We start from the raw sequence: 24,197 nt of genomic DNA, 5'->3' as shown, positions 1-24,197 counted from the left end.
ACTCTGCAGAGCAAACGACGAACAGCCGCATATCAGGCCCGCACTTGCCGGCCCCACTCATGCTGACTGGCGCGACAACGGCGGCCATGCTGATCGCGCTGATGCTGGACGCCGCATTCGGCTGGCCGAACGCGCTGTACGCACGCATCGGCCATCCGGTGACATGGCTGGGCGCGCTGATCGATGCGGGCGATCGACGGCTCAACCGCGCGGATATTTCCTATGGCTCGCGCCGCTTGGCCGGTATCGTCCTTGCCGGGGCCGTCATCGCCCTGACGGTGGGACTGGCATTCGCGATATCCCACCTGCTGCCCGACAATCGGGCGGGTGTGATCCTGACCGGTATCCTCGCGTGGCCGCTTGTGGCTGCACGCTCACTGCACGATCATGTCGCTGCCGTCGCCAGACCGCTGGCCGTGGGTGATCTTGCCGGTGCGCGCCGGGCGGTCTCGATGATCGTCGGCCGCAACCCGGACTTGCTGGACGGGCCCGGTATCGCCCGGGCAGCGGCGGAAAGCCTTGCCGAAAACACATCCGACGGTATCGTCGCCCCGTTGATATGGGGCATGCTGCTGGGCCTGCCCGGCATTGCCGCCTACAAGGCAATCAACACGATGGATTCCATGATCGGCCATCGCACCCCCCGTCACGAGGCCTTTGGCTGGGCGGCCGCCCGGATCGACGATGTGGCCAATCTTGTTCCCGCGCGGCTGACCGGCCTGCTGTTCGCCCTTGCCTCTCCCCGCCCCGCGGCAGTGCTACGGATCATGCTGCGCGACGCGCATGCGCACCGCTCACCCAATGCAGGTTGGCCGGAATCCGCCTTTGCCGGAGCACTGGGCATTCGCCTTTCCGGGCCCCGGACCTATGCGGGGCGGGTGGCCGAGGAACCGTGGCTCAACGGCGAAGCACCGGACCCGCAACCCCGCGACCTTGCCCGGGGGCTGGCCCTGTACCGCCGGGCCATGGTGATGCTGGCAGCCGTCATGGCCTTCATCATCCTGCTGGGCGGATAGATCCGGGTAAAAGTTTTGGGTCGCCTTTTCCACCTTCCTATCGTGCCAAAGCCAGCAGCCCCGCCACATCGCAATGGGCTTCAAGGTGGTCGGCCAATGCATCGAGAACCGTCTCTACCCTCTCACCATAGGCCAGGGCCGAGGGAGCGGCCCCAAGCTGGCGCAGAAACGCCCCGCGAAAGGCATCGCCCGCGAAGATACCGTGCAGGTAGGTGCCCATGATACGCCCGTTGGGGGACACCGCGCCTTCCGGCACCCCCGCGACATGGGCAAACGGGCGGGAACGGGCCGGGCCCGTGGTCTCGCCGATATGGATTTCATACCCCGTCAGCCCCATGCCACTGGCCGCATGCCCCCCCTCCACGCGGGAGAGACGCTTGTTCGGCTTCATGGTCGTGACAAGGTCGAGCAGACCCAGGCCGGGAACATCGCCCCGCGCGCCCTCCAGCCCCTGCGGATCGCTGATGGTTCGGCCCAGCATCTGGTAGCCGCCGCATAGGCCCAGCACATGACCGCCACGCCGCACATGGGCCTGGATATCCACATCCCACCCCTGGGCGCGCAGCCAGGCCAGGTCCGCGATAGTCGACTTGGTGCCCGGCAGAATGACCAGGTCTGTATCGCCGGGAATGGCCTGCCCGGGGCCGATCATGCGCAGCGAGACAGCGGGTTCCTGTGCCAGGGGATCAAGATCATCGAAATTGGCGATACGGGAGAGAACCGGCACCGCCACCCGCAACCCGCCCGCGCCACCCATCTGGCGCAGGTCTATCGCATCTTCCGCAGGCAGGAATGCCGCATCGGCAAAATAGGGCACCACGCCGAAGCCGCGCCAGCCGGTACGCTGCCCGATCAGGGCATAGCCATCGTCAAACAGCGACGGATCGCCGCGAAAACGGTTGATCAGGAACCCTGATATCTGCGCGGCGTCAGCCCTGTCCAGCACGACCTGTGTTCCCACGATCTGGGCAATCACGCCGCCCCGATCGATATCCCCTACAAGGACGACCGGCACATCCGCCGCCCGCGCGAACCCCATATTGGCGATATCGCCCGCCCGCAGATTGACCTCGGCCGGGCTGCCTGCGCCTTCGACAATGACAATATCCGCCCCCTGCCGCAGCCGTGCGAAACTTTCCAGAACGGAGGCCAGCAGTCGCGGCTTGAGCCGGGCATAGTCGCGCGCCCGCGTCGTGGCCACACATCGCCCCTGCACGATCACCTGCGCGCCGGTATCGGATTCCGGCTTGAGCAGGACGGGGTTCATGTCCGTATGGGGCACGCGGCCACAGGCCAGAGCCTGGAGCGCCTGCGCGCGGCCGATCTCTCCGCCGTCCTCGGTTACGGCCGCATTGTTCGACATGTTCTGCGGCTTGAACGGTGCGACCGACAGCCCGCGCCGCAGGGCCGCGCGGCACAACCCCGCCACCAGCAGCGACTTGCCCACATTCGAGCCGGTGCCCTGTATCATCAGGGCGCGCATTGTCCGCCCCCTAGAATTCGACACCGGCCTGCGCCTTGATCCCGGCACGAAAGGGGTGTTTGACCAATGTCATCTCCGTCACCAGATCGGCGTATTCGATCAGTTCCGGCCTTGCGTTGCGCCCGGTCAGCACGACATGGGTCAGAGGCGGTTTTTCCGCGCGCAGAAAGTCCAGCACCTCACCTATGTCGAGATAATCATAGCGCAGGGCGATATTGATCTCGTCCAGCAGCACCATGCGGATATCGGGGTTGCGGATAAGCTCCCTGGCTTTTTCCCACCCCTTGCGCGCAGCGGCGATATCGCGCGCCTTGTCCTGCGTTTCCCACGTAAAGCCCTCGCCCATTGCATGGAACTGGCACAGATCGGCAAAATTCGCCTCGATCAGGCGCCGCTCCCCCGTATCCCACGCTCCCTTGATGAACTGGACCACGGCACAGGGCATGCCATGGGCGATGCAGCGCAGGATCATGCCAAACCCCGAAGACGATTTCCCCTTCCCCGCCCCGGTATGGACGATCACCAGCCCCTTGTCGGCCTGCTTGGACTCCATGATCCTGTCGCGCGCGGCCTTTTTGCGGGCCATTTTTTCGGCATGGCGAACGGCGTCATCCGGTCCGGTTCCATGGCAATCGGCAGCAGGGGTCACAATAGCTCCTTCGCTTGACATGCGGGGCGCGTTGCCGCAACAGCAGGTGAGTTGGTTCCGTTCTATAGACCCAATCTATGGAGCGGCTAAGAGGGAATGTGATGGAGCCCGCCCGCAGGGGCAGCCCCAGGCACAGCCGCCCCCGCGACCGTCACCGGATAGATCGCCCATGCCACTGACGCATTGTCGGGAAGGGGAGCGATCGTTGGGGAAACCCTGAATCCGCGAGCCGGGAGACCTGCCAGCAGACAGAGACAACGGGCAGCCGGGGTGCGCTGCGACCGGCTGTACGCTCCTGCCTGCCCCCCATCTGCGGCACAGGAGTCTGGCCGCGGGTACCCCAGTTGCGGAACAGGGCCTGGGGATATGAACGCGACACTTTTCGTCTGTACGACCTGCCGCGCGGGTGAAACGCCCGTGGAGGGAAAGCCCGTAGCGGGTGCGCGCCTCTATGCAGCGCTTATGTCGGCACCGCCGCCCGAAGGCGTTGCCATTGCCCCCGTGGAATGCCTGTCCGCGTGCTCCAATGGCTGTGCTGTCGCCCTGAGTGCACCCGGTTGCTGGAGCTATGTCTACGGCCGCCTGGGCGTGGATGACGTGACCCCCATTATTGAAGGGGCCGCCGCCTATGCCGCCACCACCGACGGGCTGGTGCCCTGGCGCGAACGCCCGCAGATTTTCCGCAGGCAGAGCCTTGCGCGCCTCCCCCCGCAGGAGCGCTGACATGACCATCCGCACCGATCTGGACAAAATTCCCGTCACGGTCATCACCGGCTTTCTGGGCGCTGGCAAGACGACACTCATCCGCCATCTCATGGCCAACCCGCAGGGGCGACGCCTGGCGGTGCTGGTCAATGAATTCGGCACGCTGGGGGTGGATGGTGATATTCTCAAATCCTGCGCGGATGAAAACTGCCCGGCGGAAAACATTGTGGAACTGGCCAATGGCTGCATCTGCTGCACCGTGGCGGACGATTTCATCCCCACCGTCGAACGGCTGATGGCCCTGCCCCAGCGGCCCGAGCACATCCTGATCGAAACATCGGGCCTGGCGTTGCCCAAGCCGCTGCTCAAGGCCTTTGACTGGCCAAGTATCCGCTCACGCATCACGGTGGACGGCGTCATCACCCTGGCCGATGCCGAAGCCGTGGCGCAAGGGCGCTTCGCCTCCGATCCGGGGGCGGTGGACGCGCAGCGCCTGGCCGATGACAGCCTGGATCACGACACACCGCTGGCCGAAGTGTTCGAGGACCAGCTTTCCTGTGCGGATATCGTGCTGCTGTCCAAGACCGACCTGGTGAACAAAGCCGGGCTTGAGCATGCGCGCACCATCGTTACCGAAATCGCGCCCCGCCCCCTGCCGGTCCTGCCCATGCGCGACGGCGTGATCGACCCGCAGATCGTGCTCGGGCTGGGGGCTGCGGCGGAAGACGACCTTGCCGCCCGCCCGTCGCATCATGACGGGCATGACGAGCACGAGCATGAAGATTTCGACAGCATGGTCATAGACCTGCCCGAAATCGCGGACCCTGACAGGCTGGTTGCGGCAATCCGCACGCTTGCCCGCGAACAGCATATCCTGCGCGTGAAAGGCTATGTCGCCATCAGGGGCAAACCGATGCGCCTGCTGCTTCAGGCCGTGGGGGAGCGGGTGCGCACCCAGTACGACCGCCCCTGGGGCACCCAGCCGCGCCAGACCCGGCTGGTAGTCATTGCCGAACACGACCATATCGATGCAACGGCCATCCATGCCGCGCTGGCAGGCCAGGTAGCGCCGCGGGGATAGGCTGCCATGCATGTCATCTTCCGCGAAAGCCACGGTCTGGAAGGGACACAGACACCGGTCGACCTGGGCCAGAGCCCGGCCGAACTGGTCGTGCTGTCCTTTTCCGACAGCGACCTTGGCGCGTTTGCTGCGGGGTGGCACGGGGCCGGGGGCACGCTGCCCGGCCTGCGCCTGGCCAATCTGGCGGCACTGGGGCATCCGCTCTCGGTCGATACCTATGTGGAAGCCACACTGGCCCATGCAAAAGGTATCCTGATCCGGCTGATCGGCGGCGTGGGCTACTGGGCCTACGGGCTGACACAGGTGGAAGATCTGGCGCGCCAAAAGGGTATCGCACTTGCCGTGCTGCCGGCCGACGGGCGAGAAGACCCAAAGCTTGCCGCCCTGTCCACCGTGCCGGAATCAACGCTGCAACGGCTTGCCGCCCTGTGCGACGGCGGTGGCGCGGTGGCGGCACGGGCCGCGCTGGCGCAACTGGCCCTGGCGTCCGGGCTGAATGCGACCCCCGTCATCGGGTTGAAAACCATTCCCGAACAGGGCTGGTACGACCCGGATACAGGCCCGATCGGTGCCGCACCGCAGGGCGATGCGCCGCTGGCCGTGATCACCTTCTACCGCGCCTATCTGACAGCGGCGGATACCGATCCGATCGATGCGCTGATCCGCGCCATGCGTGAACGCGGCTTTCGCGCCGCAGGGCTGTTCGCGCCATCGCTCAAGGCCCCGGATGCGGCGCGCTGGGTTCGCACGGCCCTGCGCGAGGCCGATGCGTCCGTCGTGATCAACGCCACCGCGTTCTCCGCCAGGGGGGAAGACGGCACTTCCCCGCTCGACGCGACCGCCTGCCCGGTATTTCAGGTCGCCCTGTCCACGGCGCGGCGAAATGACTGGGCGGAATCAGAACGGGGTCTCTCCCCCGCTGACCTGGCCATGCATGTCGTCCTGCCTGAGGTGGACGGGCGCGTCTTCGCGGGTGTGGTCAGCTTCAAATCGGCGGAGGAGCGTGACCCGGCATTGCAGTTTTCGCGGCTGATGCACCGGGCGGACGGGGGGCGCATTACGGCCGTGGCGGACCGGGTGGCCGCATGGCACCGCCTGGACGCCACACCAGCGCCGCAACGCAAACTGGCGGTTATCCTCTCGACCTATCCCGGCCGCCCCGACCAGATGGCCCATGCCGTAGGGCTGGACGGGCTGGCCTCGACCGATGCGATCCTGACCGATCTGGGCCGGGCGGGCTATGCTGTCCCGCCCCCCGACCGGCCTTTGGCCGAGGCATTGCTGAACAGTCGGCAAAGCTGGCCGCTGGCGTCCTATCGCGCTGCCCTTGCCAGCCTGGCGCCCGAATTGCGCAAAGCGTTGCACGACGCATGGGGCGATCCGGCGAGCGATCCGACCGTGCGCGATGGTGCATTCCATTTTCCCGCAATCCGGTGCGGGGCGGTTCTGGTCGCCTTGCAGCCCGAACGCGGCACGCCAGACCAGCGCGAGGCCGATTACCATGACCTGTCCGGCACGCCGCGCCACGGCTATGTCGCCTTTTATCTGTGGCTCAGGACGCAGCAGTTTCACGGGCTGGTGCATGTCGGCGCACATGGCACGCTGGAATGGCTGCCCGGCAAGGCGGTTGCCCTGTCCGCCACCTGCTGGCCCGATGCGCTGTTGGGCGGCACGCCCGTTATATATCCATTCATCGTGAACGATCCGGGGGAGGCCGCGCAGGCCAAGCGCCGGATTGGCGCGGTCACGCTGGGGCATCTGCCCCCGCCGCAACGCCGCAGCGCGGTACCCAGGGAAATGCTGCGGCTGGAGCAACTGCTGGATGAATACTCCACTGCCGAGGGCCTTGACCCCGGCCGCCGCACCCGCCTGATCGGCGCAATCCGTGCCGAGGCCCGGGCCGCCGGGGTCGAGCAGGATCTGGGCATTGGGCAGGACACAAGTGCGGCCGAGGCCATTGTGCGGATCGACCGCTTTGTCTGCGATATCAAGGAAAGCCAGTTCGGTGACGGGCTGCATATATACGGCCAGGGTGCGGGCGAGCGTGAAGGCCTGTTGACAGCACTATCCGGCCGGCATGTCCCGCCCGGGCCCGCGGGTTCGCCCCTGCGTGGCCGGGCCGACGTGCTGCCGACGGGGCGCAATCTCTACGCGGTCGATCCCCGCGCCGTGCCGAGCCGGGTTGCCCACGGGCAGGGCGTACGCCTGGCCGAGGAACTGCTGCGCCGTCATTTGCAGGACCACGGCGAGTGGCCGCGCGGCCTGATCATCGATCTGTGGGGATCGGCCACCATGCGCACGGCGGGTGAGGAATTCGCCATGGCCCTGCATCTGGCAGGGGTTGCCCCGCAATGGGATGGGGAATCCGAACGCGTCTGCGGTTTCGAAATCCTGCCCCCCGCCTTGCTGGGCCGCCCGCGCATAGATGTGACGTTGCGGGTATCGGGCCTGTTCCGCGATGTTTTTCCCACCCTGGCGCAGATGTTCGAAGCCGCCGCCGCAGCCCTGGCCGATCGGCATGAACCGGCGGAAGAAAACCCCTATCATATGCGTGGACCACGGGTTTTCGGCCCCCAGCCCGGCCATTACGGCATTGGCATGGGGGCGGCGCTGGAAGATTACAGCCAGCAGGGGCGGGATACGGCAGGGCAGGCCTGGCTCAGTGCTTCGGAATGGACGATCGGAGCGGAAGGTGACATCAGGCGCGACCGGGGCGCGCTGGAAGCCCGGCTTCGCACCGCCGACAGTATCGCGCATGTGCAGGACTTACCCGAAACCGACCTGCTGCTCTCACCCGATTATGCAGCGCACGAGGCCGGGCCCGCCGCCGCCATTGCCCATATCGGCGCACCGGCCCCCGCCCTTTATCACATAGACGCCACCCGGCCCGAAGCCCCGCATGCGCGCAGCCTGCGCGAAGAAATTGCCCGTGTGGTTCGCGCCCGTGCGGGCAACCCGGACTGGGCGCGCGGCATGATGCGCCATGGCTTTCGCGGTGCTGCGGAAATTACCGCGACACTCGACAACCTTGCCGCATTCGCGCATCTGACGCGCGATATACCGGCCCATCTGTTCGACATCTATTACGACGCCACGCTGGGCCGTGACGACGTGGTGGCCTTCATGGCGCGCGAGAACCCCGCCGCCCTGGCTGCCCTGCACAATCGTTTCCGCGCACTCGATGCCGCAAAGCTGTGGACCACCCGCCGCAACGCCATCGCCGCCAGCCTGCGGGACGCACCATGACCGCGCCGCTGGTCAAGGGCTGGTGCCCGGGTGCGTGGCGGCCCATGCCATCGGGCGACGGGCTGCTGGTGCGTATCCGCCCACGCGGCGGACGGCTGAGCCGCGAGCAGGCCGCAGGCATCACCCGTCTGGCCGACTGGCATGGCAACGGGATGATCGAGTTGTCCACACGGGGCAATATCCAGCTTCGCGGCGTCACGCCTGCGACCCACGCCCCCCTTGTTACCGGCCTTGCGGCACTGGGCCTTATCGACCCGACGCCGGAAGCTGAAGGGCTGCGCAATATCGTTACAACCCCTTTCTGGCAGGGCGGCGACGGCACGGTGGAATTGACCGCACGCCTGGAGAACGCCCTGCTGGACGGGCCCACGCCCGACCTGCCCGCCAAATTCGGCTTTGCGGTCGATACGGGCACACGCCCCGTGCTGCGCGATGTTTCCGCCGATATCCGACTTGAACGCGATCCCTCCGGGGCCCTGCTCTGCCGGGCCGATGGGACGAGCAGTGGCGCGCGGGTCACGCCGGAAACCGCAATCCCCGTAGCACTTGAGCTTGCGCGCTGGTTCGCAGCCAGCGGGGGGCATGGGCGCATGCAGGCCTGTCTGCAAGCGGGGGCGGCGCTGCCCGCCATCTTTACCGGCGTTGATGCCGCACCACGCTGCACGCAGCCGGGCCCGGTTCCCGGCCCATCGGCCGCAGGGTTCATGATCGGCCTCCCTTTCGGGCAGATGCGGGCACGTACGCTGTTCGCGCTGGCGAACATCGCCCCCCTGCGCGTCACGCCATGGCGCATGCTGCTGCTTGAAGGGCAGGCTGGCGCACCGGATCTGGACGATATCATCACGCATGCGGAGGATCCGCTGCTGCGGGTTGTCGCCTGCCCCGGCCTGCCCGACTGCGCCCAGGCCCACCAACCCACGCGCCCGCTCGCACGGGCCCTGGCCCCGCATGTTCCCAAAGGCAGGGTGCTGCATGTGTCAGGCTGCGCGAAAGGCTGCGCACAGCCGCAGCGGGCGTGGCTGAGCCTGGTCGCGCAAGCCCATGGCTTTGGCCTTGTCCGGAATGGCAACGCCAAGGCCGCGCCCATCGCCCCTCTCCTTCCGGTCGAACGAATACTGGCTTCCCCCACGATGCTGATGGAAAATCCTGATGCCTTATCTGTATGAAACCGATGGTGCGGCCATATACCGCCAGTCCTTCGCCATTATCCGGGCGGAAGCCGAACTGGCCCGTTTCACCCCGGAGGAGGAGATCGTGGCGGTCAGGATGATCCATGCGGCGGGGATGGTGGGTCTTGAACGGCATATCGCCTTTTCACCCGGCATGGCGGTCACGGCCCGCGCGGCATTGGAGGGCGGGGCCCCGATCCTGTGCGATGCGCGCATGGTCAGCGAAGGCATTACCCGCGCGCGCCTGCCCGCCGACAATGACGTGATCTGCACGCTGAACGACCCCTGCGTGACCGATCTGGCGCGCGAGCGCGGTACCACCCGTTCGGCTGCGGCCCTTGAACTGTGGCGGCCCTATCTGCGTGGTGCCGTGGTGGCCATCGGCAACGCGCCCACCGCCCTGTTCCACCTGCTCACCATGCTTGAAGACGCCACCTGCCCGAAACCCGCCGCAATCATCGGCTGCCCGGTCGGCTTTGTGGGAGCCGCCGAATCAAAGGCCGCGCTGATGCAGTCCCTGCCCGCCCCCGCACTGAGCGTTCTGGGGCGGCTGGGGGGCTCGGCAATGACGGTCGCCGCGATCAATGCGCTGGCCAGCCGGAGCGAATAATGCCCGGCAAGATCATCTGCACCGGGCTGGGCCCCGGCGATCCCGAACTGATCAGCGTGCGCGCCGACCGGCTGATCCGCACGGCCCGCCATGTGGCCTATTTCCGCAAGGCCGGGCGTGGCGGGCAGGCACGGCGGATCGTGGCGGGAATGCTGGCCCCCGACGCCACCGAATATCCGATGGAATATCCCGTCACCACCGAACTGCCGGTCAACAGCCCCGCCTACCGGGACATGCTGGCCCGGTTTTACGATGACTGGGCGAACCGCCTGGTCGATCTGGCCCGAACGCATGACGTGGTGGTGCTGTGCGAGGGCGATCCGTTCTTCTACGGCTCCTTCATGCATCTGCATGCGCGCCTTCAGGGCCGGGTGGAGATGGACATCGTGCCCGGCATTACCGGCATGACCGGCTGCTGGAACGCTACGGGCATTCCCATTACCTGGGGTGACGATGTGCTCACCATCCTGACCGGCACGATGCAGGAGGCCGAACTGGCGCGGCATATGCGTGCGGCCGATGCGCTGGTGGTCATGAAGACGGGCAGGAACCTGCCCAAGGTGCGCCGCGCCCTGGGCAGCGCCGGCCGGCTGGAGGATGCCTGGCTGGTGGAACGCGGCACCATGCCCGGCCAGCGGGTCATTCGCCTTGCCGAAGCGGGGGACGAAGACTGCCCCTATTTCGCGATCGTTCTGGTGCATGGGCAGGGCCGCCGCCCCGAAGCCTGCGGGGGAGAGGAAGCATGACCGGCACACTGGTCGTCGCCGGTCTGGGCCCGGGCGATGCAGCGCTGATCACGCCCGAAGTCACGGCAGCCCTTGCCGACGCGACCGACGTGATCGGCTACACTCCCTATGTCGCGCGCATTCCCGGGCGGGCGGGACTGAGGCTGCATGCCACGGATAATCGCGTGGAACTGGCGCGCGCCACCCATGCGCTGGAACTGGCGGCGGCGGGGTGCCGGGTTGTTGTCGTCTCATCGGGCGATCCGGGGGTGTTCGCCATGGCCTCGGCCGTGTTCGAGGCAGCGGAACAGGCCCCCCATCTTGCCCATGTCGATATTCGTATCCTGCCGGGTATTACCGCCATGCTGGCAGCAGCAGCCCGGGCGGGCGCACCGCTGGGCCATGATTTCTGCATCATCAACCTGTCGGATAACCTGAAGCCGTGGGAGGTAATCGAACGAAGGCTGCGCCTTGCCGCCCGGGCGGATTTCGCCATGGCGTTCTACAACCCCCGCTCGGCCAGCCGCCCGCACCAACTGGCCCGCGCGCTGGATATCCTGCGCGCGGAATGCGGGGCGGAGCGGCTGATTATCTTCGCCCATGCCGTGACAACGCCCGATGAAAGACTGGTCGTAACGACACTGGCCGAAGCACGGGCAGACATGGCCGACATGCGAACCGTGGTCCTGCTCGGCAATGCCGCGACACGGCGGGTCGGGCCATATGTCTACACGCCCAGGCACGCCCTATGACGCGGCACACTGCCTTCAAGCCAGGCCATGACCTCGCCCGTGTCCCGGGCAACGGGGCGTGGCGGTATGGGTGGCCGGTCGATCATGATCACCGGCACCCCCAGCATGCGTGCGGCATCCAGCTTGGCTCGGGCCCCCACCCCACCCGCATTCTTCGCCACGACATGGGTAATGCCGTGTGCGCGCATGAGGGCGAGATCCCCTTCGCGCGTGAACGGGCCGCGCGCGATAACCACATTTGCGCGGGGCAACGGCAGGGCCGTGCCGGGTGGATCGACCAGCCGCAGCAGGTAGTCATGCTGCGGGCAGGCAGCAAAAGCCGCGACCGATTGCCGCCCGATTGCAAGGAATACCCGCGCGGGCGCTGCCGGCAGGGCTGCGACCGCCCCCGCCATATCGGGCACGGCATGCCAGCAATCACCCCTTGCTGGCAGCCAAGGTGCGCGCTCGAACGCGAGCAGGGGAATGCCCACGGCCTTGCAGGCCCGCACCGCGTTGTGGCTCATGCGGGCGGCAAAGGGATGGGTGGCGTCGATCACGTGGGTGATCCGTGCCGTGCGCAGATAGGCCGCAAGCCCCTCCGCCCCCCCGAACCCGCCAATACGGACCGGCAAAGGCTGCGGCGCGGGAGAGCCGGTGCGGCCCGCATAGGAAAAAACGGCGTCCATCCCGGCATCCGCCAGAACACGGGCCATCTGGCTGGCTTCGGTCGTGCCGCCCAGCAGAAGGATGCGCATCTTGCTCCACTCCCGGCCTGATCCGTGGCTTACGATCATCGGTATCGGTGAGGACGGTATGGCAGGTTTGTCGGCCGCAGGCCACGCCGCGCTGACGCAGGCCGATGTCATTTTCGGCGGCCCGCGCCATCTTGCACTGGTCCATGCGGGGGAAAAGGGCCGCCCCTGGCCGGTGCCGTTCTCGCTCGAACCCGTACTGGCCGAACGCGGGCGCCGGGTGGTGGTGCTGGCATCGGGCGATCCGTTCTGGTTCGGGGCGGGGAGCAGCCTTGCGGCCCGGCTGGAACCGGGCGAATGGATCGCCCAGCCTGCACTCTCCACTTTTTCGCGGGCAGCGAACCGGCTGGGCTGGCGGCTTGAACAGGTCACCTGCCTAGGGTTGCACGCAGCCCCCTTCGAAAGACTGGTGCCCCTGTTGGGGCCCGATATCCGCGCGATCTGCCTGCTGCGAGACGGCGATGCCCCCCGCAGCCTGGCGCAATGGCTGGTGGGCCGGGGCTACGGGGCCTCCACCCTCCATGTCATGGAGGCATTGGGCGGCCCGCGTGAACGTATTCGCAGCGTTATCGCGGCGGATTTCGCCTTCACGGATGTGGCCGCACCCGTTGCAGTTGGCATCACCCTGTCCGGCCCGCCGGGGCTGAGCAGGGCATCGGGCCTGCCCGATAGCACCTTCGTCCATGACGGGCAGATAACCAGGCGGCCCGTCAGGGCGCTGAGCCTGTCTGCCCTGGCCCCGCGCCCTGGCGAGATTTTATGGGATATCGGGGCCGGATCGGGATCGATTTCGGCGGAATGGTGCCTGGCCGGCGGCGAGGCTTTTGCAATCGAGATCCGCGCCGACCGTGCGGCGACTATCCATGCCAACGCAACTGCGCTGGGCCTGGAGCACCGCCTGCGGGTCATGGAGGGCGAGGCCCCGGCGGCTTTGGCCGACCTGCCCGACGCGGATGCCGTTTTTATCGGCGGGGGCGCCAATGCGGCCATGCTGGAGCATTTATGGACCGTGCTGCGGCCCGGTGCACGGATTGTCGCCAATGCCGTCACACTGGAAACCGAAGCCCTGCTGGGCCTCTGGCACGGGCAAAAAGGGGGTGATCTGCTGCGCATCGAACTGGCGAGCGCTGCCCCGCTGGGGTCCATGCGCGGATGGTGCCCCGCACGCCCGATCGTGCAATGGAGCGTGACACGATGAAGGTCGCGGGGTTCGGCTTCCGTCAGGCCGCCACCACCGCATCGCTGCGCGCCGCATTGGTGGCAGCGGGCGGGGTCGTGGGGCTCGATGCGCTGGCGACACTCACGCACAAGGCCACGGCCCCGGCATTCCTGGCCCTGGCTGAAGAACTCGGCCTGCCCGTCCACGCGCTGGAGCCCGCATTGCTGGCGCGTTTCCGCACCCTGACCCGATCGCCCCGCATCATGGCAGGTTTCGGCACCGGCAGCATTGCCGAAGCAGCGGCACTGGCCGCGATTGGAGAGGGCGGGCATCTGCTCGCCCCGCGTGCGGTGTCCGCCGACGGGATGGCCGTTGCCGCGATTGCGCAAGGCAATACACAAGGAAACACACGATGACCGTTCACTTCATCGGTGCCGGGCCGGGTGCGCCCGATCTGATCACCCTGCGGGGGCGCGACCTGATTGCGGCAAGCCCGGTCTGCCTCTATGCCGGATCTCTGGTGCCCGCGGCGTTGCTGGAATACTGCCCGCCGGGGGCACGGATCATCAACACCGCTCCCCTGTCACTTGATGCGATCATGGCCGAAATTATAGCGGCCCACGCGGCGGGGCACGATGTCGCGCGGCTGCATTCGGGCGACCTGTCGGTGTGGTCCGCCATGGGGGAGCAACTGCGCCGCCTGCGCGCGCTGGATATTCCCTATGACATCACACCCGGCGTGCCGTCCTTTGCCGCCGCGGCCGCCGCACTGGGCACCGAACTGACCCTGCCGGGCGTTGCCCAGTCAGTCGTGCTGACACGTGTTTCCGGCCGGGCCACCTCCATGCCGCCGGGCGAGACCCTGGCCGCCTTCGCTGCAACCGGTGCGACATTGGCCATTCATCTGTCGATCCATGTGCTGGATCACGTCCTGGCCGAACTGGCCCCCCATTACGGTGCTGACTGCCCGGTAGCGGTGGTGTGGCGCGCAAGCTGGCCGGACCAGCGCATCGTGCGCGCAACGCTGGCCACGCTGGAAACCGCACTGGCCACCGAGATGGAACGTACGGCGCTGATTCTGGTCGGCCGCACGATCGGGGCCACGGCGTTCGAAGAAAGCCGCCTTTATGCCGGGGATTACGACCGCCGTTTCCGCCCCCTAGGCACCACCCCGCGCTTTCCCGAGGTAAAATGAGCACCCCCGGCCTTATCGTCTCCGCCCCGGCGTCGGGGGCGGGCAAGACCATGCTCACCCTTGGGCTGCTTGCCGCCCTGCGTGCACGCGGCGTTGCGGTGCAGCCCTTCAAGAACGGGCCGGATTATATCGACCCGGCATTTCATAAAGCCGCATCCGGTCGCTCTTCGGCCAATCTGGACACATGGGCCATGTCGGCCGAGCGGATCGCGGGGCTTATCGGCACCCACGCGGATGCCGAACTGATGATCGCCGAGGGCTCGATGGGCCTGTTCGATGGCGTGGCCACGGCGGGTGAAGCAGGCAACGGCGCAAGCGCCGACCTTGCGGCCCTGACCGGCTGGCCCGTCGTGCTGGTGCTGGATGTATCCGGACAGGCCCAGTCCGCCGCCGCCATTGCCCAGGGTTTCGCGACATTCTCTGCCACGGTCAGGCTCGGGGGTGTCATTCTCAACCGGGTGGCCAGCCCCCGCCATGAGGCGCTGATCCGCGCGGGCATGGCGCAAGCGGGGCTGCGGGTGCTGGGAGCACTCCCCCGACGCCAGACGATAGCCCTGCCCGAACGGCATCTGGGCCTTGTTCAGGCCGAGGAGCAGCCGCATCTGGCAGCCGTGCTGGACGAACTTGGCACCTTTATCGCAGCCCATGTCGATCTGGATGCGGTGACGATGCTGGCTGCTGGCACGGTATGCGCGCAGGCCCGGCCGATTGCGCTCGCCCCGCCGGGCAACCGGGTGGCGCTGGCGCGCGATGCGGCTTTTTCGTTCATCTACCCGCATCTGATCGAAGGATGGCGCGCGGCAGGGGCGGAAATCGTGCCGTTCTCCCCCCTTGCAGACGAAGCGCCCGACCCAGGTGCGGATGCCTGCTGGCTTCCCGGCGGCTACCCTGAACTGCATGCCGGCAGGCTGGCCGCCGCCACGCGTTTTCGCAGCGGGTTGCGCCACTTTGCCGCAAGCAAGCCGGTGCATGGCGAATGCGGTGGCTACATGGCCATGGGTGCGGGGCTGATCGACCCGGAAGGAACACGCCACGCCATGGCCGGCCTGCTGGGGCTTGAAACCTCGTTCGCCACACGGCGGATGCATCTGGGCTACCGGCTGGCCACACTTCTGGCCCCCATACCCGGCTACGCGGCAGGCAGTCGGCTGCGCGGGCATGAATTCCACTATGCCACCATCGCCAGCCAGCCTGATGACGCCCTGGCGCAGACATTCGACGCCAATGGCGCTGCGGTGCCCGAGGCCGGGTCACGGCGGGGGCTGGCCACCGGCACTTTCTTCCACCTGATCGCACCAGCATCATGAACGGCTTTGTCTCCTTCGTATCCTCCGGGCCGGGTGATCCGGAACTGCTCACGCTCAAGGCCGTGGCGCGGCTGCGGGCCGCCGACGCCATATTGTTCGACGACCTGTCTTCCGGGCCGATCCTTGCCCATGCCCGTGCCGAAGCCGACCTGGTCAGCGTTGGCAAGCGCGCGGGGCGCCCTTCGCCCCGGCAGGACAGCATCAGCCGGTTGCTGGTCGATTACGCGAAAACAGGCGCACGGATCGTCCGCCTGAAATCGGGCGATGGCGGTATTTTCGGCCGGCTGGAGGAAGAAATCAGCGCCCTGAACGCGGCTGGCATCGGCTATGAGATCATCCCCGGCGTGCCTTCGGCCTGCGCAGCGGCCGCGGCGGCTGGCATTCCCCTCACCCGCCGCCAGACCGCCCGGCGGCTCCAGTTCGTGACCGGTCACGATGTCACGGGCGACCTGCCTGAAGATTTGAACATGGCAGCCTTGGCCGACCCTGCGGCAACAACCGTCGTGTTCATGGGCAAGCGCACCTTCCCCCGGCTTGCGGCCCTTCTGTTCGCCGCCGGACTACCCCCCGGCACGCCCGCCCTGCTGGCCGAAGCGGTCAGCCGCCCCGAACAGCGGCTTGTGCGCAGCACGGTCGCCGAACTGGCGGGCATGCTGGCCACCCATGATACCAGCACACCTGCGCTGATCCTCTACGGTGCCTTGGGCAACCCGCGAGAGGGCGCATACCCATGATCGATCTGGTAATGGTGGGCATCGGCACGGGAAATCCCGAGCATCTGACCCTTCAGGCCGTTCGCGAACTCAATGCCGCGGAGCTGATCCTGATACCACGCAAGGGCGCGAACAAGGCGGAGCTGGCTGAACTGCGCCGCGCTATCTGCGCGCGGGTTCTGACAAACGCGGCCACCCGCATTGTGGAATTCGACATGCCCGTGCGCGACAGCACCGACCCCGATTACCGCAGCGGTGTCGCACGCTGGCATGATGCTGTCGCCCGGGCCTGGGCAGATGCGATCCGTGCCAACCTGCCCCGGGGCGGCACGGTGGCGCTGCTGGTCTGGGGCGATCCCGCCCTGTATGACAGCACCCTGCGCATTGCCGAGCGGCTGCGCCCCGCCCCCGCAACCGTACGCAGTATTCCCGGTATCATGTCGCTGAACATGCTGGCCGCCGCCCATACCATTGCACTCAACGACATCGGCGCGCCGTTTATGGTCACGACCGGGCGCCAGTTGCGCGAGCATGGCTGGCCGCCCGGCACGGATACCGTCGTGGTCATGCTCGATGGCGACTGTTCGTTCCAGCATATCCCCACGGAGGGTGTTACGATCCACTGGGGGGCGTATGTCGGCATGCCCGAGCAGATCCTGCTCTGCGGCCCACTGGCGCAGACCGGGCCGCGCATTATCGCCACCCGGGCCGAGGCCCGGGCCCGCCATGGCTGGATCATGGACATTTATCTGCTCCGGCGGCATGTGGGCAGCATGACGGAGGAGGACGACAACGCATGACGATAATGCAGGCAATGGATCGGCCCGAAGCGCATGGCGGACAGGTGCGTGCGATCATGCGCCTTTTTCCCCATGCCCCCCGCCCGTTTATAGACCTGTCCACCGGTATCAACCCGCAGGCCTATCCGCTGGAAATGCCGTCCCTGGGGGCGTTGACCAGGCTCCCCGAAGCGGATGAGGAAGACGACCTGCGCGTAGCAGCGGCGGCAGCGTACAACGCCGCCCACCCGGACATGATCGCGAGCGGACCGGGCAGCCAGAGCCTGATTTCCCTGCTGCCGCGTATCGTTTCCGCCTCATGTGCCTGCATCCTGGGGCCGACCTATTCGGGGCACGCAACCGCATGGCGGCAAGCGGGCGCAGACGTGTGGAACACCCCCGATCTTCAGGACCTTCTGCGCCGGGCAAGGGTGCCGGGCACTGTGTGTATCGTATGCAACCCCAATAACCCGGACGGGCGCATGATCCCCCACTCCGTCCTGCGCGAGCTTGCCGAACGCTGTGCATCGCACGGGAACCACCTGATCGTGGATGAAGCTTATGCCGATTTCGACGGGCAGAGCCTGATACCGGCCCTGCCCCATCCGGGCCTGATTGTCCTGCGCTCCTTCGGCAAGACTTATGGCCTGCCGGGCGTAAGGCTTGGGTTTCTTGTGGCGTCGCCCGCGTTAGTGGCGCGAACACGCAACCTGCTTGGCGCATGGCCCGTCAGCACCGTTGCCCTTGCCGCCGGTCGGCAGGCCTTGCTGGATACACGCTGGCTGGAACAGGCCCGTCTGGCCGCCTGCCGCGCAAAAAACCGCCTGAACGGCCTGCTGGCAGCATCAGGCCTGTATCATGAAGGCCAGGCCCGGCTCTTCACCCTGCTCCGCACCGAAGGCGCGCAGGAATTATGGGCCCATCTCTGCCGCCACGGGATTATCACCCGGCGGTTCGAAGCATTGCCCGACGCCCTGCGCCTTGGCCTGCCCGGTGATGAGCATGGCTGGGCGCGCCTTGCTCAGGCGCTGCATGTCTGGCGCGGGGAAAACCCATGACCGGCCATGATGATGGGGCAACCCTTTGTACGGCCTGCGGCACCCCCACGGCCTGCACGGCCTCCGCCACCTGCTGGTGCATGGCCGTGCCGCATGAAGTGCCGGTTCCAACGGGCGGCCTGTCGGGTTGCCTGTGCCCGCACTGCCTGGAAAAACATATCCGCAACCATAAAGACCTGGGCAGAGACAGCGCGGAATGAAGCTTTCCTGCATCGCCTCCACCCTGCCGGGTGACGCAAGGCGCGGCACCATCCCGCCGCGCAATACGGCCAGCGACGATGCACCCATTGCGGCCTGGCTCCGCACCGTCGGCCCAAATGGACCGATTATCGCCGCACCGGAGATCGGGCCGGCGCTGGCGCGGTCCTGCGCCGACTTGGGCATGACCATCGCGCCCGATCTGAGCGAACGCGATCATGGGCAATGGCATGGATACAACCTGCGCGATCTTTCGCCTGACGCTGTACGACGCTGGGTGGAGGACCCGGATTTCGCCCCGCCCGATGGCGAAAGCATGCGCGCGGCGTTCGAGCGTATTGGCGGCTGGCTGGACCACCTGCCCGATGGCGCGGAAAGCCTTGTCGTCATTGCCCGCCCGGCGGTTGTCAGAATGCTGCTGATCCGCGCCCTGGGTGGCGGGGTGGAGATGACCCGGCATCTGGACGTCATGCCTGCAAGCCGCAGCGCCATGTCCCGCCATGGGGGCTGGCGGGTTTCGGCCATAGGCGTGCCACTGGGCTGACGCCTGCATATTTCGCGGCCCTCAGCCGAGGCGGTGTCGCCTAGACCCTGACGACGCAAGGGCCGTTTCCGCCAGCGGCCCGAAGATCAGCCCCAGGGCGCCCCACAAGACGATCTGCATGCCGATGGCTGCTTCACGAAATCGCCAGAGCACAACAGCGGGGAAATCTTCCGGCACTTCGCTGATATCGGGCAGGCCGCACTGCACCAGCGCGGTCAGCACCACGAACAGCCCCGCCGCGCAGACTATGCCGTTCCATCGCCCCAACTGCTGGACCAGCCGTTGCCCTGCCAGAACGGACACCGCCATCACGCATACCGACAGCACGATCATTTCGAAATACGTCGCCGTGCGCAGGCCGATCGTGGCGGGCAGCCCCACGGATGGCGGGTTGGGCGGATATTTCAGATCCGGGATCAACACAAAGGTTAAAAAACCCGCCCCCGCCAGCAACAATGCCAGCGCGCGGGCAGAAAGCCGCCCCACCCGCCCGTAGGCCAGGGCGAACACAATGGCGAAAACCCCGCCATAGGCAGCACCATACATGACCGCCGCAGTCAAAAGACCGAACGATGCCTGCATGGAACGGCTGACGATTTCGGGTTCGGGTGCCATGCCTGCAGCGGCATTGCGTGCCGCTTCGAAGGCGATGGCCAGATCAACCTGCGGTTCTCCGAACACGCGGGCAAAGACGAACGCAAGACACGCGGCAAGAACGCCCGCGATCATGCCACGTGCCAGAAGGCGGCCAGCCATGAAGGAAATTCCCGCCTAGTGGCAGGGAAAACCCAGAAGATGCCGCCCGTCATGGACGAATTCATGAACCGCATGGCCCGAAACCAGCGACACAGCCCCCTGCTCGGCCCCTACGAAATAAAGCAGCAGCGCCGACAGGATCAGGCCGAAGACCGCCCAGGGCACAAGCGCGCGCAGGGGAATGGCATCGGGCCGTGCTGGCGCTACGGGAATGGAGTGGGAAAAACTGTAGTTCATGACACGCTCCGCTCGGAAAATCGCGTTCCGGATTGGGACAAAAAGCAATTCAGGGGTCTGGCTTACCGCAACGCATGGCGTGGCGGAATTACAGTGGCGCGACCGCGTCGGCATTTCACCGACTTCCCTGATAGTGCCAGACTACACGCTGCGGGCGTGTTTGCAAAGCCGGCCAGGCGGCCCATCAGTCGCTTAAGGACTGATGGGGGGTATTCAGATGGCCTGACCGCCGGAAACCTCGATCCTCTGCGCGTTGACCCAGCGATTATCCTCGGACAGGAGCGATGCGATCATCGGGCCGATATCGTCCGGAAGGCCGGGACGCCCCAGTGCTGTTGCTTCCGCGATATGGCGGGCGACATCGGGGTTGTCCCGCACCAGCCCACCTGAAAAATCTGTCTGGATTGCACCCGGTGCCACCGTGTTGACGGCGATACCGCGCGGGCCGAGTTCCTTGGCCATGTAACGCGTCATGACCTCCACAGCGCCCTTCATGGCCGCATAGGCAATCCAGCCGGGATAGGCAAAGCGCGTCAGGCCGGAGGAGATGTTCACGATCCGGCCACCATCCGCGATCAGCGGCAGCAGGGTCTGTGTAAGGAAAAACGGACCTTTGGCATGGACACGGTAGGCGGCGTCGAAATCCTCCTCCGTCACCGCACCGAACTGCCCGCTATGGGACGTGCCCGCCATGTTGACCAGGTAATTGAACCGCTCTGCCCCCCAGTCGCGCAGCACGCGCCGGACTTCGTCGGCAAAGGCAGGAAAGGCATGCGTATCGCCGGTGTCGAGTGGCAACGCCACCGCGCGGGCGCCGCTGCTCTGGACATTCTCAACCACCTCATCGGCTGCGGATGTGTTGGTGTGATAGGTGAAGATGGACGAGACGCCGCGACGGGCAAGCGCCTCCACGGTTGCGCGGCCAAGTCCGCGGCTTCCACCGGTGACAATGGCAATGGTGTTCGATTCAGGCATTGGTTTCTCCATCTGATGATGGGCCTATCTTGATCACACCCTCGGCTGTTCGATAAGGGCGCTATTTCCATCAGCATTGTTTTGCGTCATGGAATAATCGCATGGACAGACTTGCCACTCTCGATCTCTTCGTTCGCATTGTCGATCGCGGCAGCTTCAGCGCCGCTGCGGCCGCCTGCGGCGTCTCCCGCCCGGTCGCAACCGCCGCGATCAAGGCGCTGGAGCACCGGCTCGGCACAAGGCTGCTGCACCGTTCGACCCGCCATGTGCAGCCAACCGTGGAAGGGGCTGCCTATTATCGCCGCTGTGTGGCGATCCTTGCCGATCTGGAGGACGCCGACCGGAGCGCGAGCGGTGCCGTTGCAGGCCTGTTGCGCGCCGACGTGGTCGGCCGCATGGCGCGCATGATCGTGCTGCCCGCCCTGCCCGACTTTCTGGCACGGCATCCGGCACTGACGGTTCACCTTGGCGAAGGCGAGCGGTTCGTCGATCTGGTGCGCGAAGGGGTGGATTGTGTCGTGCGGGCCGGCAGGCTGCCCGATAGCGACATGATCGTCCGGCCCTTGGGCGTTATGGACGAGGTAACCGTCGCCAGCCCGGACTACCTGGCACGGCACGGAACACCAGCCACGCCTGACGAGCTTGAAGGCCACCAGATGATCGGCTTCGTGTCATCACGCACCGGACAGGCACTGCCGCTGGAATTTACGCGTGGTGAGGAGGTCATCGAGGTCTCGCTGCCCGCACGCCTGCTGGTGAGTGGTGCGGATATGAGTGCCGCCGCAGCCAGGCTGGGCTTTGGGCTGGCCCAGGCGCCGCGTTATGGTTTTGCACAGGATCTGGCGAACGGCACGCTGATCGAAGTCCTGCCCGATTTTCTACCCACGCCCACCCCACTTTCAGTACTTTATCCGAGCAACCGGCAGCTTTCCGCACGCGTGCGGGTGTTCGTGGACTGGCTGGTGGACCTGATCGGCCCCCGGCTGCAATCCGGTGCGCCCGAGCTATAGCACTGACGCGGCATCAGGTGGTCATGGGCATGGCCGGTCCCCATGCCGCGTCGGCTCACCGGACTGGCATGCCGCCCTGTGCCGATAAATGTCCTTACGCGTGTGAAAATGCGAGATAGAGCGAGATCGTGGCAATCGAGAACACGGTGGATGCCAGGACGGCCCGGCCGGTAAGGGCTGCCTCACGGTCGTAGAATTCCGCCAGCATGAAAGATCCCGTCCCTGTCGGGAGGGCGGCAAGAAGCACGACAATATGTGTCGTCGCAGGTGGCAGATGCAGCACGGGTGCGGCGATGATCCACGTCACCAAAGGCTGGGCGACCAGCTTCAGGCCCACAAGAATGGCGGCGGTCGATGGGCGAACAGGTGTGGCCCCGGCAGAATTCCCGGCAAGGAACAGGCCAAGGGCTATCAGGGCGCAGGGGGAAGCCGCCCCCCCGAGAAGCTTGAGGAAGACATGGACCGGCCCCGGCAGGTGACCGCCCGATATCATGACCATGGCACCCAGTGCCGGTGCGACCAGCAACGGGTTCTTGACCAGAGAGAACAGGGTTTTTGCCACGATATCGCGCCGCCGGGCTTCGGTTTGCAGCCCGGCCTCGATCAGGACGATGGCGACCATGAACAGCACACAGACCGTCACGATGGTCGCGATAAGCGTTGGCGCCATGCCGCGATCACCGACAAGCGACAGAACAAGCGGGAAACCGACAAACCCTGTATTGGCATAGCTTGCGTTCAGTCCGTCGATGGCGGCATCGGCCAGATGAAGCCCGGAAGACAACCGCCACCACAGGGTTGCTGCGAATACGACAAAACAGCCGATGGTGAAGGCCAGAATGAAGCCAGGCTCCCACAGATCGGACATTTTTGCGTTCGCCACGATGTCGAACAGCACCGCCGGCAGCGCGAGATAAACCACCAGCCGGTTGACTTCCCGCGTGGCGTTGGGGCCCAGCGCACCCGATTTGCGGGCGATCCATCCTGTCAGAATAAGGGCAAAAATCGGTAGAACGATCAGAAGGTTAGTGAACATCAAATGTCTCGGGAATCCGCAAAAAGCGTGACGCTACTGCACGCTATCGATATAATCCAATGCTCAAATGGTGCATGATCAATACTTTTAAGGTATCAAATGGACACACGGCATATGCACATCTTCATGGCTCTTGCCGAAACCCTCCATTTCGGTCGGGCGGCCGAACGGATGAGCATGAGCCAGCCGCCGTTCAGCCGGCAGATTGCCATGATCGAGCGCATGCTGGGCGTGAAGCTGTTTGAAAGAAACTCGCGCAATGTGGCCCTGACCCCGGCCGGCGAACATTTCATGAAAGACTGCCGCACCGTGCTTGCGCAGTTCGAGGATGCCTGCCGTGACGTGCGGCTGGTGGCAAGCGGCATGAAGGGCGAACTACGCTTCGGTTTCATGATGCACGCCGCCCATAGTGTCGTGCCCCAACTGGTGCAGCTTTATTCGGAAGCCAGACCGGATGTCCGCCTTGTTCTTGACGAACGCACCCCCACCGAGATCGACGAGATGCTGGTAGGTGGCACACTGGATGCCGCCGTGACATTCGGTTGCGGATATACGCCGCATTTGCAGACAGTTTTGCTGACCCGGGAACGCCTGCGCATCATCATGAGGGCGGACCATCCTCTCGCCGGGGCCGCGCAGATCGGACCTGCCGCACTCCGCGCGGAGAAGATCATTGCAACACCCGTCGCAACGGCACCTGCCCTGCGGTCCGCGATCAACAGTTACTTTTCCGCCAAAGGGATTGTGCCGAATGTCGTGTTCGAACCCCGCCTGCAACACACGATCATCCAGCTTGTCGCAAAGGGGCTGGGTATAGCACTGATCCCTGAATCGCTCTGTGCCGGGCTGGGTGCGGGCCTTACGTCAGGTACCCTGACCGACCCACCCCAACTGGATGTTGTCCTGTGTGCGCCGATCGTCTCGAAAAACCCGGCGGTTTCGACCTTCATGCAGATCGGCAAGGCGATACAGCATGCTTCAAAAAGCATATGAAATATTCTGCAATATGCCGTGCAAATTCCTTTGCGGAACCGGCATGACGCCCGGAAGGCTTGCACGC

The 24,197-nt window shown here is 65.9% G+C and carries 26 protein-coding genes and 2 riboswitches; of the genes, 19 read left to right on the top strand and 7 right to left on the bottom strand.

What is annotated here, in order from left to right; all coding sequences use genetic code 11:
* The first annotated feature begins 44 nt into the window (after window positions 1–44).
* Window positions 45–1,016, top strand: a complete 972-nt coding sequence (gene cbiB / locus J2D77_RS11215) for an adenosylcobinamide-phosphate synthase CbiB (protein WP_331000105.1) — start codon at window positions 45–47, stop codon at window positions 1,014–1,016.
* 37 nt (window positions 1,017–1,053) lie between these two features.
* On the opposite strand, the gene J2D77_RS11210 is transcribed toward cbiB, so the two are convergent.
* Window positions 1,054–2,487 carry a cobyric acid synthase gene (locus J2D77_RS11210; protein ID WP_230975732.1) on the bottom strand — a complete coding sequence of 478 codons (1,434 nt, stop codon included), beginning with the start codon at window positions 2,485–2,487 and terminating at the stop codon, window positions 1,054–1,056.
* A 22-nt stretch (window positions 2,488–2,509) separates the two neighbouring features.
* Window positions 2,510–3,148, bottom strand: coding sequence for a cob(I)yrinic acid a,c-diamide adenosyltransferase (cobO, locus tag J2D77_RS11205; RefSeq protein WP_331000104.1), 639 nt, complete (start codon window positions 3,146–3,148; stop codon window positions 2,510–2,512).
* Window positions 3,149–3,183: 35 nt separating this feature from the next.
* A riboswitch (cobalamin riboswitch) is annotated at window positions 3,184–3,408 on the top strand.
* Between the two features lie 106 nt (window positions 3,409–3,514).
* On the opposite strand from cobO, the gene J2D77_RS11200 reads away from it, so the two are divergent.
* The 7 genes from J2D77_RS11200 to cobJ are packed head-to-tail and all read left to right on the top strand — an operon-like array spanning window position 3,515 to window position 11,436.
* Entirely contained in the window at window positions 3,515–3,871 is a 357-nt protein-coding gene (locus J2D77_RS11200) for a DUF1636 family protein (RefSeq protein WP_207846368.1), read from the top strand.
* Between the two features lies 1 nt (window position 3,872).
* On the top strand, window positions 3,873–4,934 hold the full coding sequence (gene cobW, locus J2D77_RS11195) for a cobalamin biosynthesis protein CobW (RefSeq protein ID WP_207846367.1): 1,062 nt from the start codon (window positions 3,873–3,875) through the stop codon (window positions 4,932–4,934).
* A 6-nt stretch (window positions 4,935–4,940) separates the two neighbouring features.
* A complete protein-coding gene (gene cobN / locus J2D77_RS11190; protein ID WP_207846366.1) occupies window positions 4,941–8,180 on the top strand; it encodes a cobaltochelatase subunit CobN in 3,240 nt (1,079 codons plus the stop codon).
* Entirely contained in the window at window positions 8,177–9,346 is a 1,170-nt protein-coding gene (cobG, locus tag J2D77_RS11185; protein ID WP_207846365.1) for a precorrin-3B synthase, read from the top strand. Before cobN ends, cobG begins: the two co-directional genes overlap by 4 nt.
* Window positions 9,330–9,959 (top strand): precorrin-8X methylmutase, encoded by a 630-nt coding sequence (locus J2D77_RS11180; RefSeq protein WP_207846364.1) that lies wholly within the window; start codon window positions 9,330–9,332, stop codon window positions 9,957–9,959. Before cobG ends, J2D77_RS11180 begins: the two co-directional genes overlap by 17 nt.
* Window positions 9,959–10,705 (top strand): precorrin-2 C(20)-methyltransferase, encoded by a 747-nt coding sequence (locus J2D77_RS11175; protein WP_207846363.1) that lies wholly within the window; start codon window positions 9,959–9,961, stop codon window positions 10,703–10,705. Before J2D77_RS11180 ends, J2D77_RS11175 begins: the two co-directional genes overlap by 1 nt.
* Window positions 10,702–11,436 carry a precorrin-3B C(17)-methyltransferase gene (cobJ, locus tag J2D77_RS11170; RefSeq protein WP_207846362.1) on the top strand — a complete coding sequence of 245 codons (735 nt, stop codon included), beginning with the start codon at window positions 10,702–10,704 and terminating at the stop codon, window positions 11,434–11,436. The genes J2D77_RS11175 and cobJ overlap by 4 nt, the downstream gene beginning before the upstream one ends.
* Here the strand turns inward: cobJ and J2D77_RS11165 are convergent.
* On the bottom strand, window positions 11,412–12,173 hold the full coding sequence (locus J2D77_RS11165) for a cobalt-precorrin-6A reductase (protein ID WP_207846361.1): 762 nt from the start codon (window positions 12,171–12,173) through the stop codon (window positions 11,412–11,414). The genes cobJ and J2D77_RS11165 overlap by 25 nt on opposite strands.
* Window position 12,174: 1 nt before the next feature.
* Here J2D77_RS11165 and cbiE point away from each other — a divergent pair, with 1 nt between their 5' ends.
* The 9 genes from cbiE to J2D77_RS11120 are packed head-to-tail and all read left to right on the top strand — an operon-like array spanning window position 12,175 to window position 19,123.
* Complete coding sequence (gene cbiE / locus J2D77_RS11160; RefSeq protein WP_230975731.1) at window positions 12,175–13,368, top strand: precorrin-6y C5,15-methyltransferase (decarboxylating) subunit CbiE; 1,194 nt, start codon at window positions 12,175–12,177, stop codon at window positions 13,366–13,368.
* Window positions 13,350–13,745, top strand: coding sequence for a cobalamin biosynthesis protein (locus J2D77_RS11155; RefSeq protein WP_230975730.1), 396 nt, complete (start codon window positions 13,350–13,352; stop codon window positions 13,743–13,745). The genes cbiE and J2D77_RS11155 overlap by 19 nt, the downstream gene beginning before the upstream one ends.
* On the top strand, window positions 13,742–14,524 hold the full coding sequence (gene cobM / locus J2D77_RS11150) for a precorrin-4 C(11)-methyltransferase (RefSeq protein ID WP_207846359.1): 783 nt from the start codon (window positions 13,742–13,744) through the stop codon (window positions 14,522–14,524). Before J2D77_RS11155 ends, cobM begins: the two co-directional genes overlap by 4 nt.
* Window positions 14,521–15,831, top strand: a complete 1,311-nt coding sequence (locus J2D77_RS11145; protein ID WP_207846358.1) for a cobyrinate a,c-diamide synthase — start codon at window positions 14,521–14,523, stop codon at window positions 15,829–15,831. Before cobM ends, J2D77_RS11145 begins: the two co-directional genes overlap by 4 nt.
* A complete protein-coding gene (gene cobA, locus J2D77_RS11140; RefSeq protein WP_207846357.1) occupies window positions 15,828–16,565 on the top strand; it encodes a uroporphyrinogen-III C-methyltransferase in 738 nt (245 codons plus the stop codon). Before J2D77_RS11145 ends, cobA begins: the two co-directional genes overlap by 4 nt.
* Complete coding sequence (gene cobF, locus J2D77_RS11135) at window positions 16,562–17,344, top strand: precorrin-6A synthase (deacetylating) (RefSeq protein WP_207846356.1); 783 nt, start codon at window positions 16,562–16,564, stop codon at window positions 17,342–17,344. The genes cobA and cobF overlap by 4 nt, the downstream gene beginning before the upstream one ends.
* Window positions 17,341–18,381 carry a threonine-phosphate decarboxylase CobD gene (cobD, locus tag J2D77_RS11130; protein ID WP_207846355.1) on the top strand — a complete coding sequence of 347 codons (1,041 nt, stop codon included), beginning with the start codon at window positions 17,341–17,343 and terminating at the stop codon, window positions 18,379–18,381. The genes cobF and cobD overlap by 4 nt, the downstream gene beginning before the upstream one ends.
* Window positions 18,378–18,581: a hypothetical protein gene (locus tag J2D77_RS11125; protein WP_207846354.1), complete on the top strand. Its 204-nt coding sequence runs from the start codon at window positions 18,378–18,380 to the stop codon at window positions 18,579–18,581. The genes cobD and J2D77_RS11125 overlap by 4 nt, the downstream gene beginning before the upstream one ends.
* Window positions 18,578–19,123: a histidine phosphatase family protein gene (locus tag J2D77_RS11120; RefSeq protein WP_207846353.1), complete on the top strand. Its 546-nt coding sequence runs from the start codon at window positions 18,578–18,580 to the stop codon at window positions 19,121–19,123. The genes J2D77_RS11125 and J2D77_RS11120 overlap by 4 nt, the downstream gene beginning before the upstream one ends.
* 21 nt (window positions 19,124–19,144) lie before the next feature.
* Here the strand turns inward: J2D77_RS11120 and J2D77_RS11115 are convergent, their stop codons facing one another.
* From J2D77_RS11115 to J2D77_RS11105, 3 genes are all read right to left on the bottom strand, one after another.
* Complete coding sequence (locus J2D77_RS11115) at window positions 19,145–19,879, bottom strand: CbtA family protein (RefSeq protein ID WP_207846352.1); 735 nt, start codon at window positions 19,877–19,879, stop codon at window positions 19,145–19,147.
* 15 nt (window positions 19,880–19,894) lie between these two features.
* A complete protein-coding gene (locus J2D77_RS11110; protein ID WP_207846351.1) occupies window positions 19,895–20,116 on the bottom strand; it encodes a CbtB domain-containing protein in 222 nt (73 codons plus the stop codon).
* A gap of 31 nt (window positions 20,117–20,147) precedes the next feature.
* Window positions 20,148–20,287: riboswitch (cobalamin riboswitch) on the bottom strand.
* Window positions 20,288–20,329: 42 nt separating this feature from the next.
* On the bottom strand, window positions 20,330–21,091 hold the full coding sequence (locus J2D77_RS11105; RefSeq protein ID WP_207846350.1) for an SDR family NAD(P)-dependent oxidoreductase: 762 nt from the start codon (window positions 21,089–21,091) through the stop codon (window positions 20,330–20,332).
* Window positions 21,092–21,192: 101 nt separating this feature from the next.
* Between J2D77_RS11105 and J2D77_RS11100 the strand changes: the two genes are divergently transcribed.
* Window positions 21,193–22,101, top strand: a complete 909-nt coding sequence (locus tag J2D77_RS11100; RefSeq protein WP_207846349.1) for a LysR family transcriptional regulator — start codon at window positions 21,193–21,195, stop codon at window positions 22,099–22,101.
* A 94-nt stretch (window positions 22,102–22,195) separates the two neighbouring features.
* Here J2D77_RS11100 and J2D77_RS11095 read toward each other — a convergent pair whose 3' ends face one another.
* Entirely contained in the window at window positions 22,196–23,137 is a 942-nt protein-coding gene (locus tag J2D77_RS11095) for an AEC family transporter (RefSeq protein WP_207846348.1), read from the bottom strand.
* A 99-nt stretch (window positions 23,138–23,236) separates the two neighbouring features.
* Here J2D77_RS11095 and J2D77_RS11090 point away from each other — a divergent pair, with 99 nt between their 5' ends.
* Window positions 23,237–24,130, top strand: coding sequence for a LysR family transcriptional regulator (locus tag J2D77_RS11090; RefSeq protein WP_207846347.1), 894 nt, complete (start codon window positions 23,237–23,239; stop codon window positions 24,128–24,130).
* Window positions 24,131–24,197: the final 67 nt, after the last annotated feature.

Origin of the sequence: Acetobacter garciniae, from assembly GCF_017377735.1 — a bacterium.
Taxonomy (GTDB): domain Bacteria; phylum Pseudomonadota; class Alphaproteobacteria; order Acetobacterales; family Acetobacteraceae; genus Acetobacter; species Acetobacter garciniae.
Note: the sequence above shows the minus strand (reverse complement) of the source record. Positions and strands in the feature narration are given on the sequence as shown.

Excerpts from the sequence above, each read along its gene's own strand:
- J2D77_RS11210 (WP_230975732.1), bottom strand. The coding sequence starts at position 2,487 with ATGATACAGGGCACCGGCTCGAATGTGGGCAAGTCGCTGCTGGTGGCG.
- J2D77_RS11200 (WP_207846368.1), top strand. The coding sequence starts at position 3,515 with ATGAACGCGACACTTTTCGTCTGTACGACCTGCCGCGCGGGTGAAACG.
- cobW (WP_207846367.1), top strand. The coding sequence starts at position 3,873 with ATGACCATCCGCACCGATCTGGACAAAATTCCCGTCACGGTCATCACC.
- cobN (WP_207846366.1), top strand. The coding sequence starts at position 4,941 with ATGCATGTCATCTTCCGCGAAAGCCACGGTCTGGAAGGGACACAGACA.
- cobG (WP_207846365.1), top strand. The coding sequence starts at position 8,177 with ATGACCGCGCCGCTGGTCAAGGGCTGGTGCCCGGGTGCGTGGCGGCCC.
- J2D77_RS11180 (WP_207846364.1), top strand. The coding sequence starts at position 9,330 with ATGCCTTATCTGTATGAAACCGATGGTGCGGCCATATACCGCCAGTCC.
- J2D77_RS11175 (WP_207846363.1), top strand. The coding sequence starts at position 9,959 with ATGCCCGGCAAGATCATCTGCACCGGGCTGGGCCCCGGCGATCCCGAA.
- cobJ (WP_207846362.1), top strand. The coding sequence starts at position 10,702 with ATGACCGGCACACTGGTCGTCGCCGGTCTGGGCCCGGGCGATGCAGCG.
- J2D77_RS11165 (WP_207846361.1), bottom strand. The coding sequence starts at position 12,173 with ATGCGCATCCTTCTGCTGGGCGGCACGACCGAAGCCAGCCAGATGGCC.
- J2D77_RS11155 (WP_230975730.1), top strand. The coding sequence starts at position 13,350 with ATGGAGCGTGACACGATGAAGGTCGCGGGGTTCGGCTTCCGTCAGGCC.
- cobM (WP_207846359.1), top strand. The coding sequence starts at position 13,742 with ATGACCGTTCACTTCATCGGTGCCGGGCCGGGTGCGCCCGATCTGATC.
- J2D77_RS11145 (WP_207846358.1), top strand. The coding sequence starts at position 14,521 with ATGAGCACCCCCGGCCTTATCGTCTCCGCCCCGGCGTCGGGGGCGGGC.
- cobA (WP_207846357.1), top strand. The coding sequence starts at position 15,828 with ATGAACGGCTTTGTCTCCTTCGTATCCTCCGGGCCGGGTGATCCGGAA.
- cobF (WP_207846356.1), top strand. The coding sequence starts at position 16,562 with ATGATCGATCTGGTAATGGTGGGCATCGGCACGGGAAATCCCGAGCAT.
- cobD (WP_207846355.1), top strand. The coding sequence starts at position 17,341 with ATGACGATAATGCAGGCAATGGATCGGCCCGAAGCGCATGGCGGACAG.
- J2D77_RS11125 (WP_207846354.1), top strand. The coding sequence starts at position 18,378 with ATGACCGGCCATGATGATGGGGCAACCCTTTGTACGGCCTGCGGCACC.
- J2D77_RS11120 (WP_207846353.1), top strand. The coding sequence starts at position 18,578 with ATGAAGCTTTCCTGCATCGCCTCCACCCTGCCGGGTGACGCAAGGCGC.
- J2D77_RS11115 (WP_207846352.1), bottom strand. The coding sequence starts at position 19,879 with ATGGCTGGCCGCCTTCTGGCACGTGGCATGATCGCGGGCGTTCTTGCC.
- J2D77_RS11110 (WP_207846351.1), bottom strand. The coding sequence starts at position 20,116 with ATGAACTACAGTTTTTCCCACTCCATTCCCGTAGCGCCAGCACGGCCC.
- J2D77_RS11105 (WP_207846350.1), bottom strand. The coding sequence starts at position 21,091 with ATGCCTGAATCGAACACCATTGCCATTGTCACCGGTGGAAGCCGCGGA.
- J2D77_RS11100 (WP_207846349.1), top strand. The coding sequence starts at position 21,193 with ATGGACAGACTTGCCACTCTCGATCTCTTCGTTCGCATTGTCGATCGC.
- J2D77_RS11095 (WP_207846348.1), bottom strand. The coding sequence starts at position 23,137 with ATGTTCACTAACCTTCTGATCGTTCTACCGATTTTTGCCCTTATTCTG.
- J2D77_RS11090 (WP_207846347.1), top strand. The coding sequence starts at position 23,237 with ATGGACACACGGCATATGCACATCTTCATGGCTCTTGCCGAAACCCTC.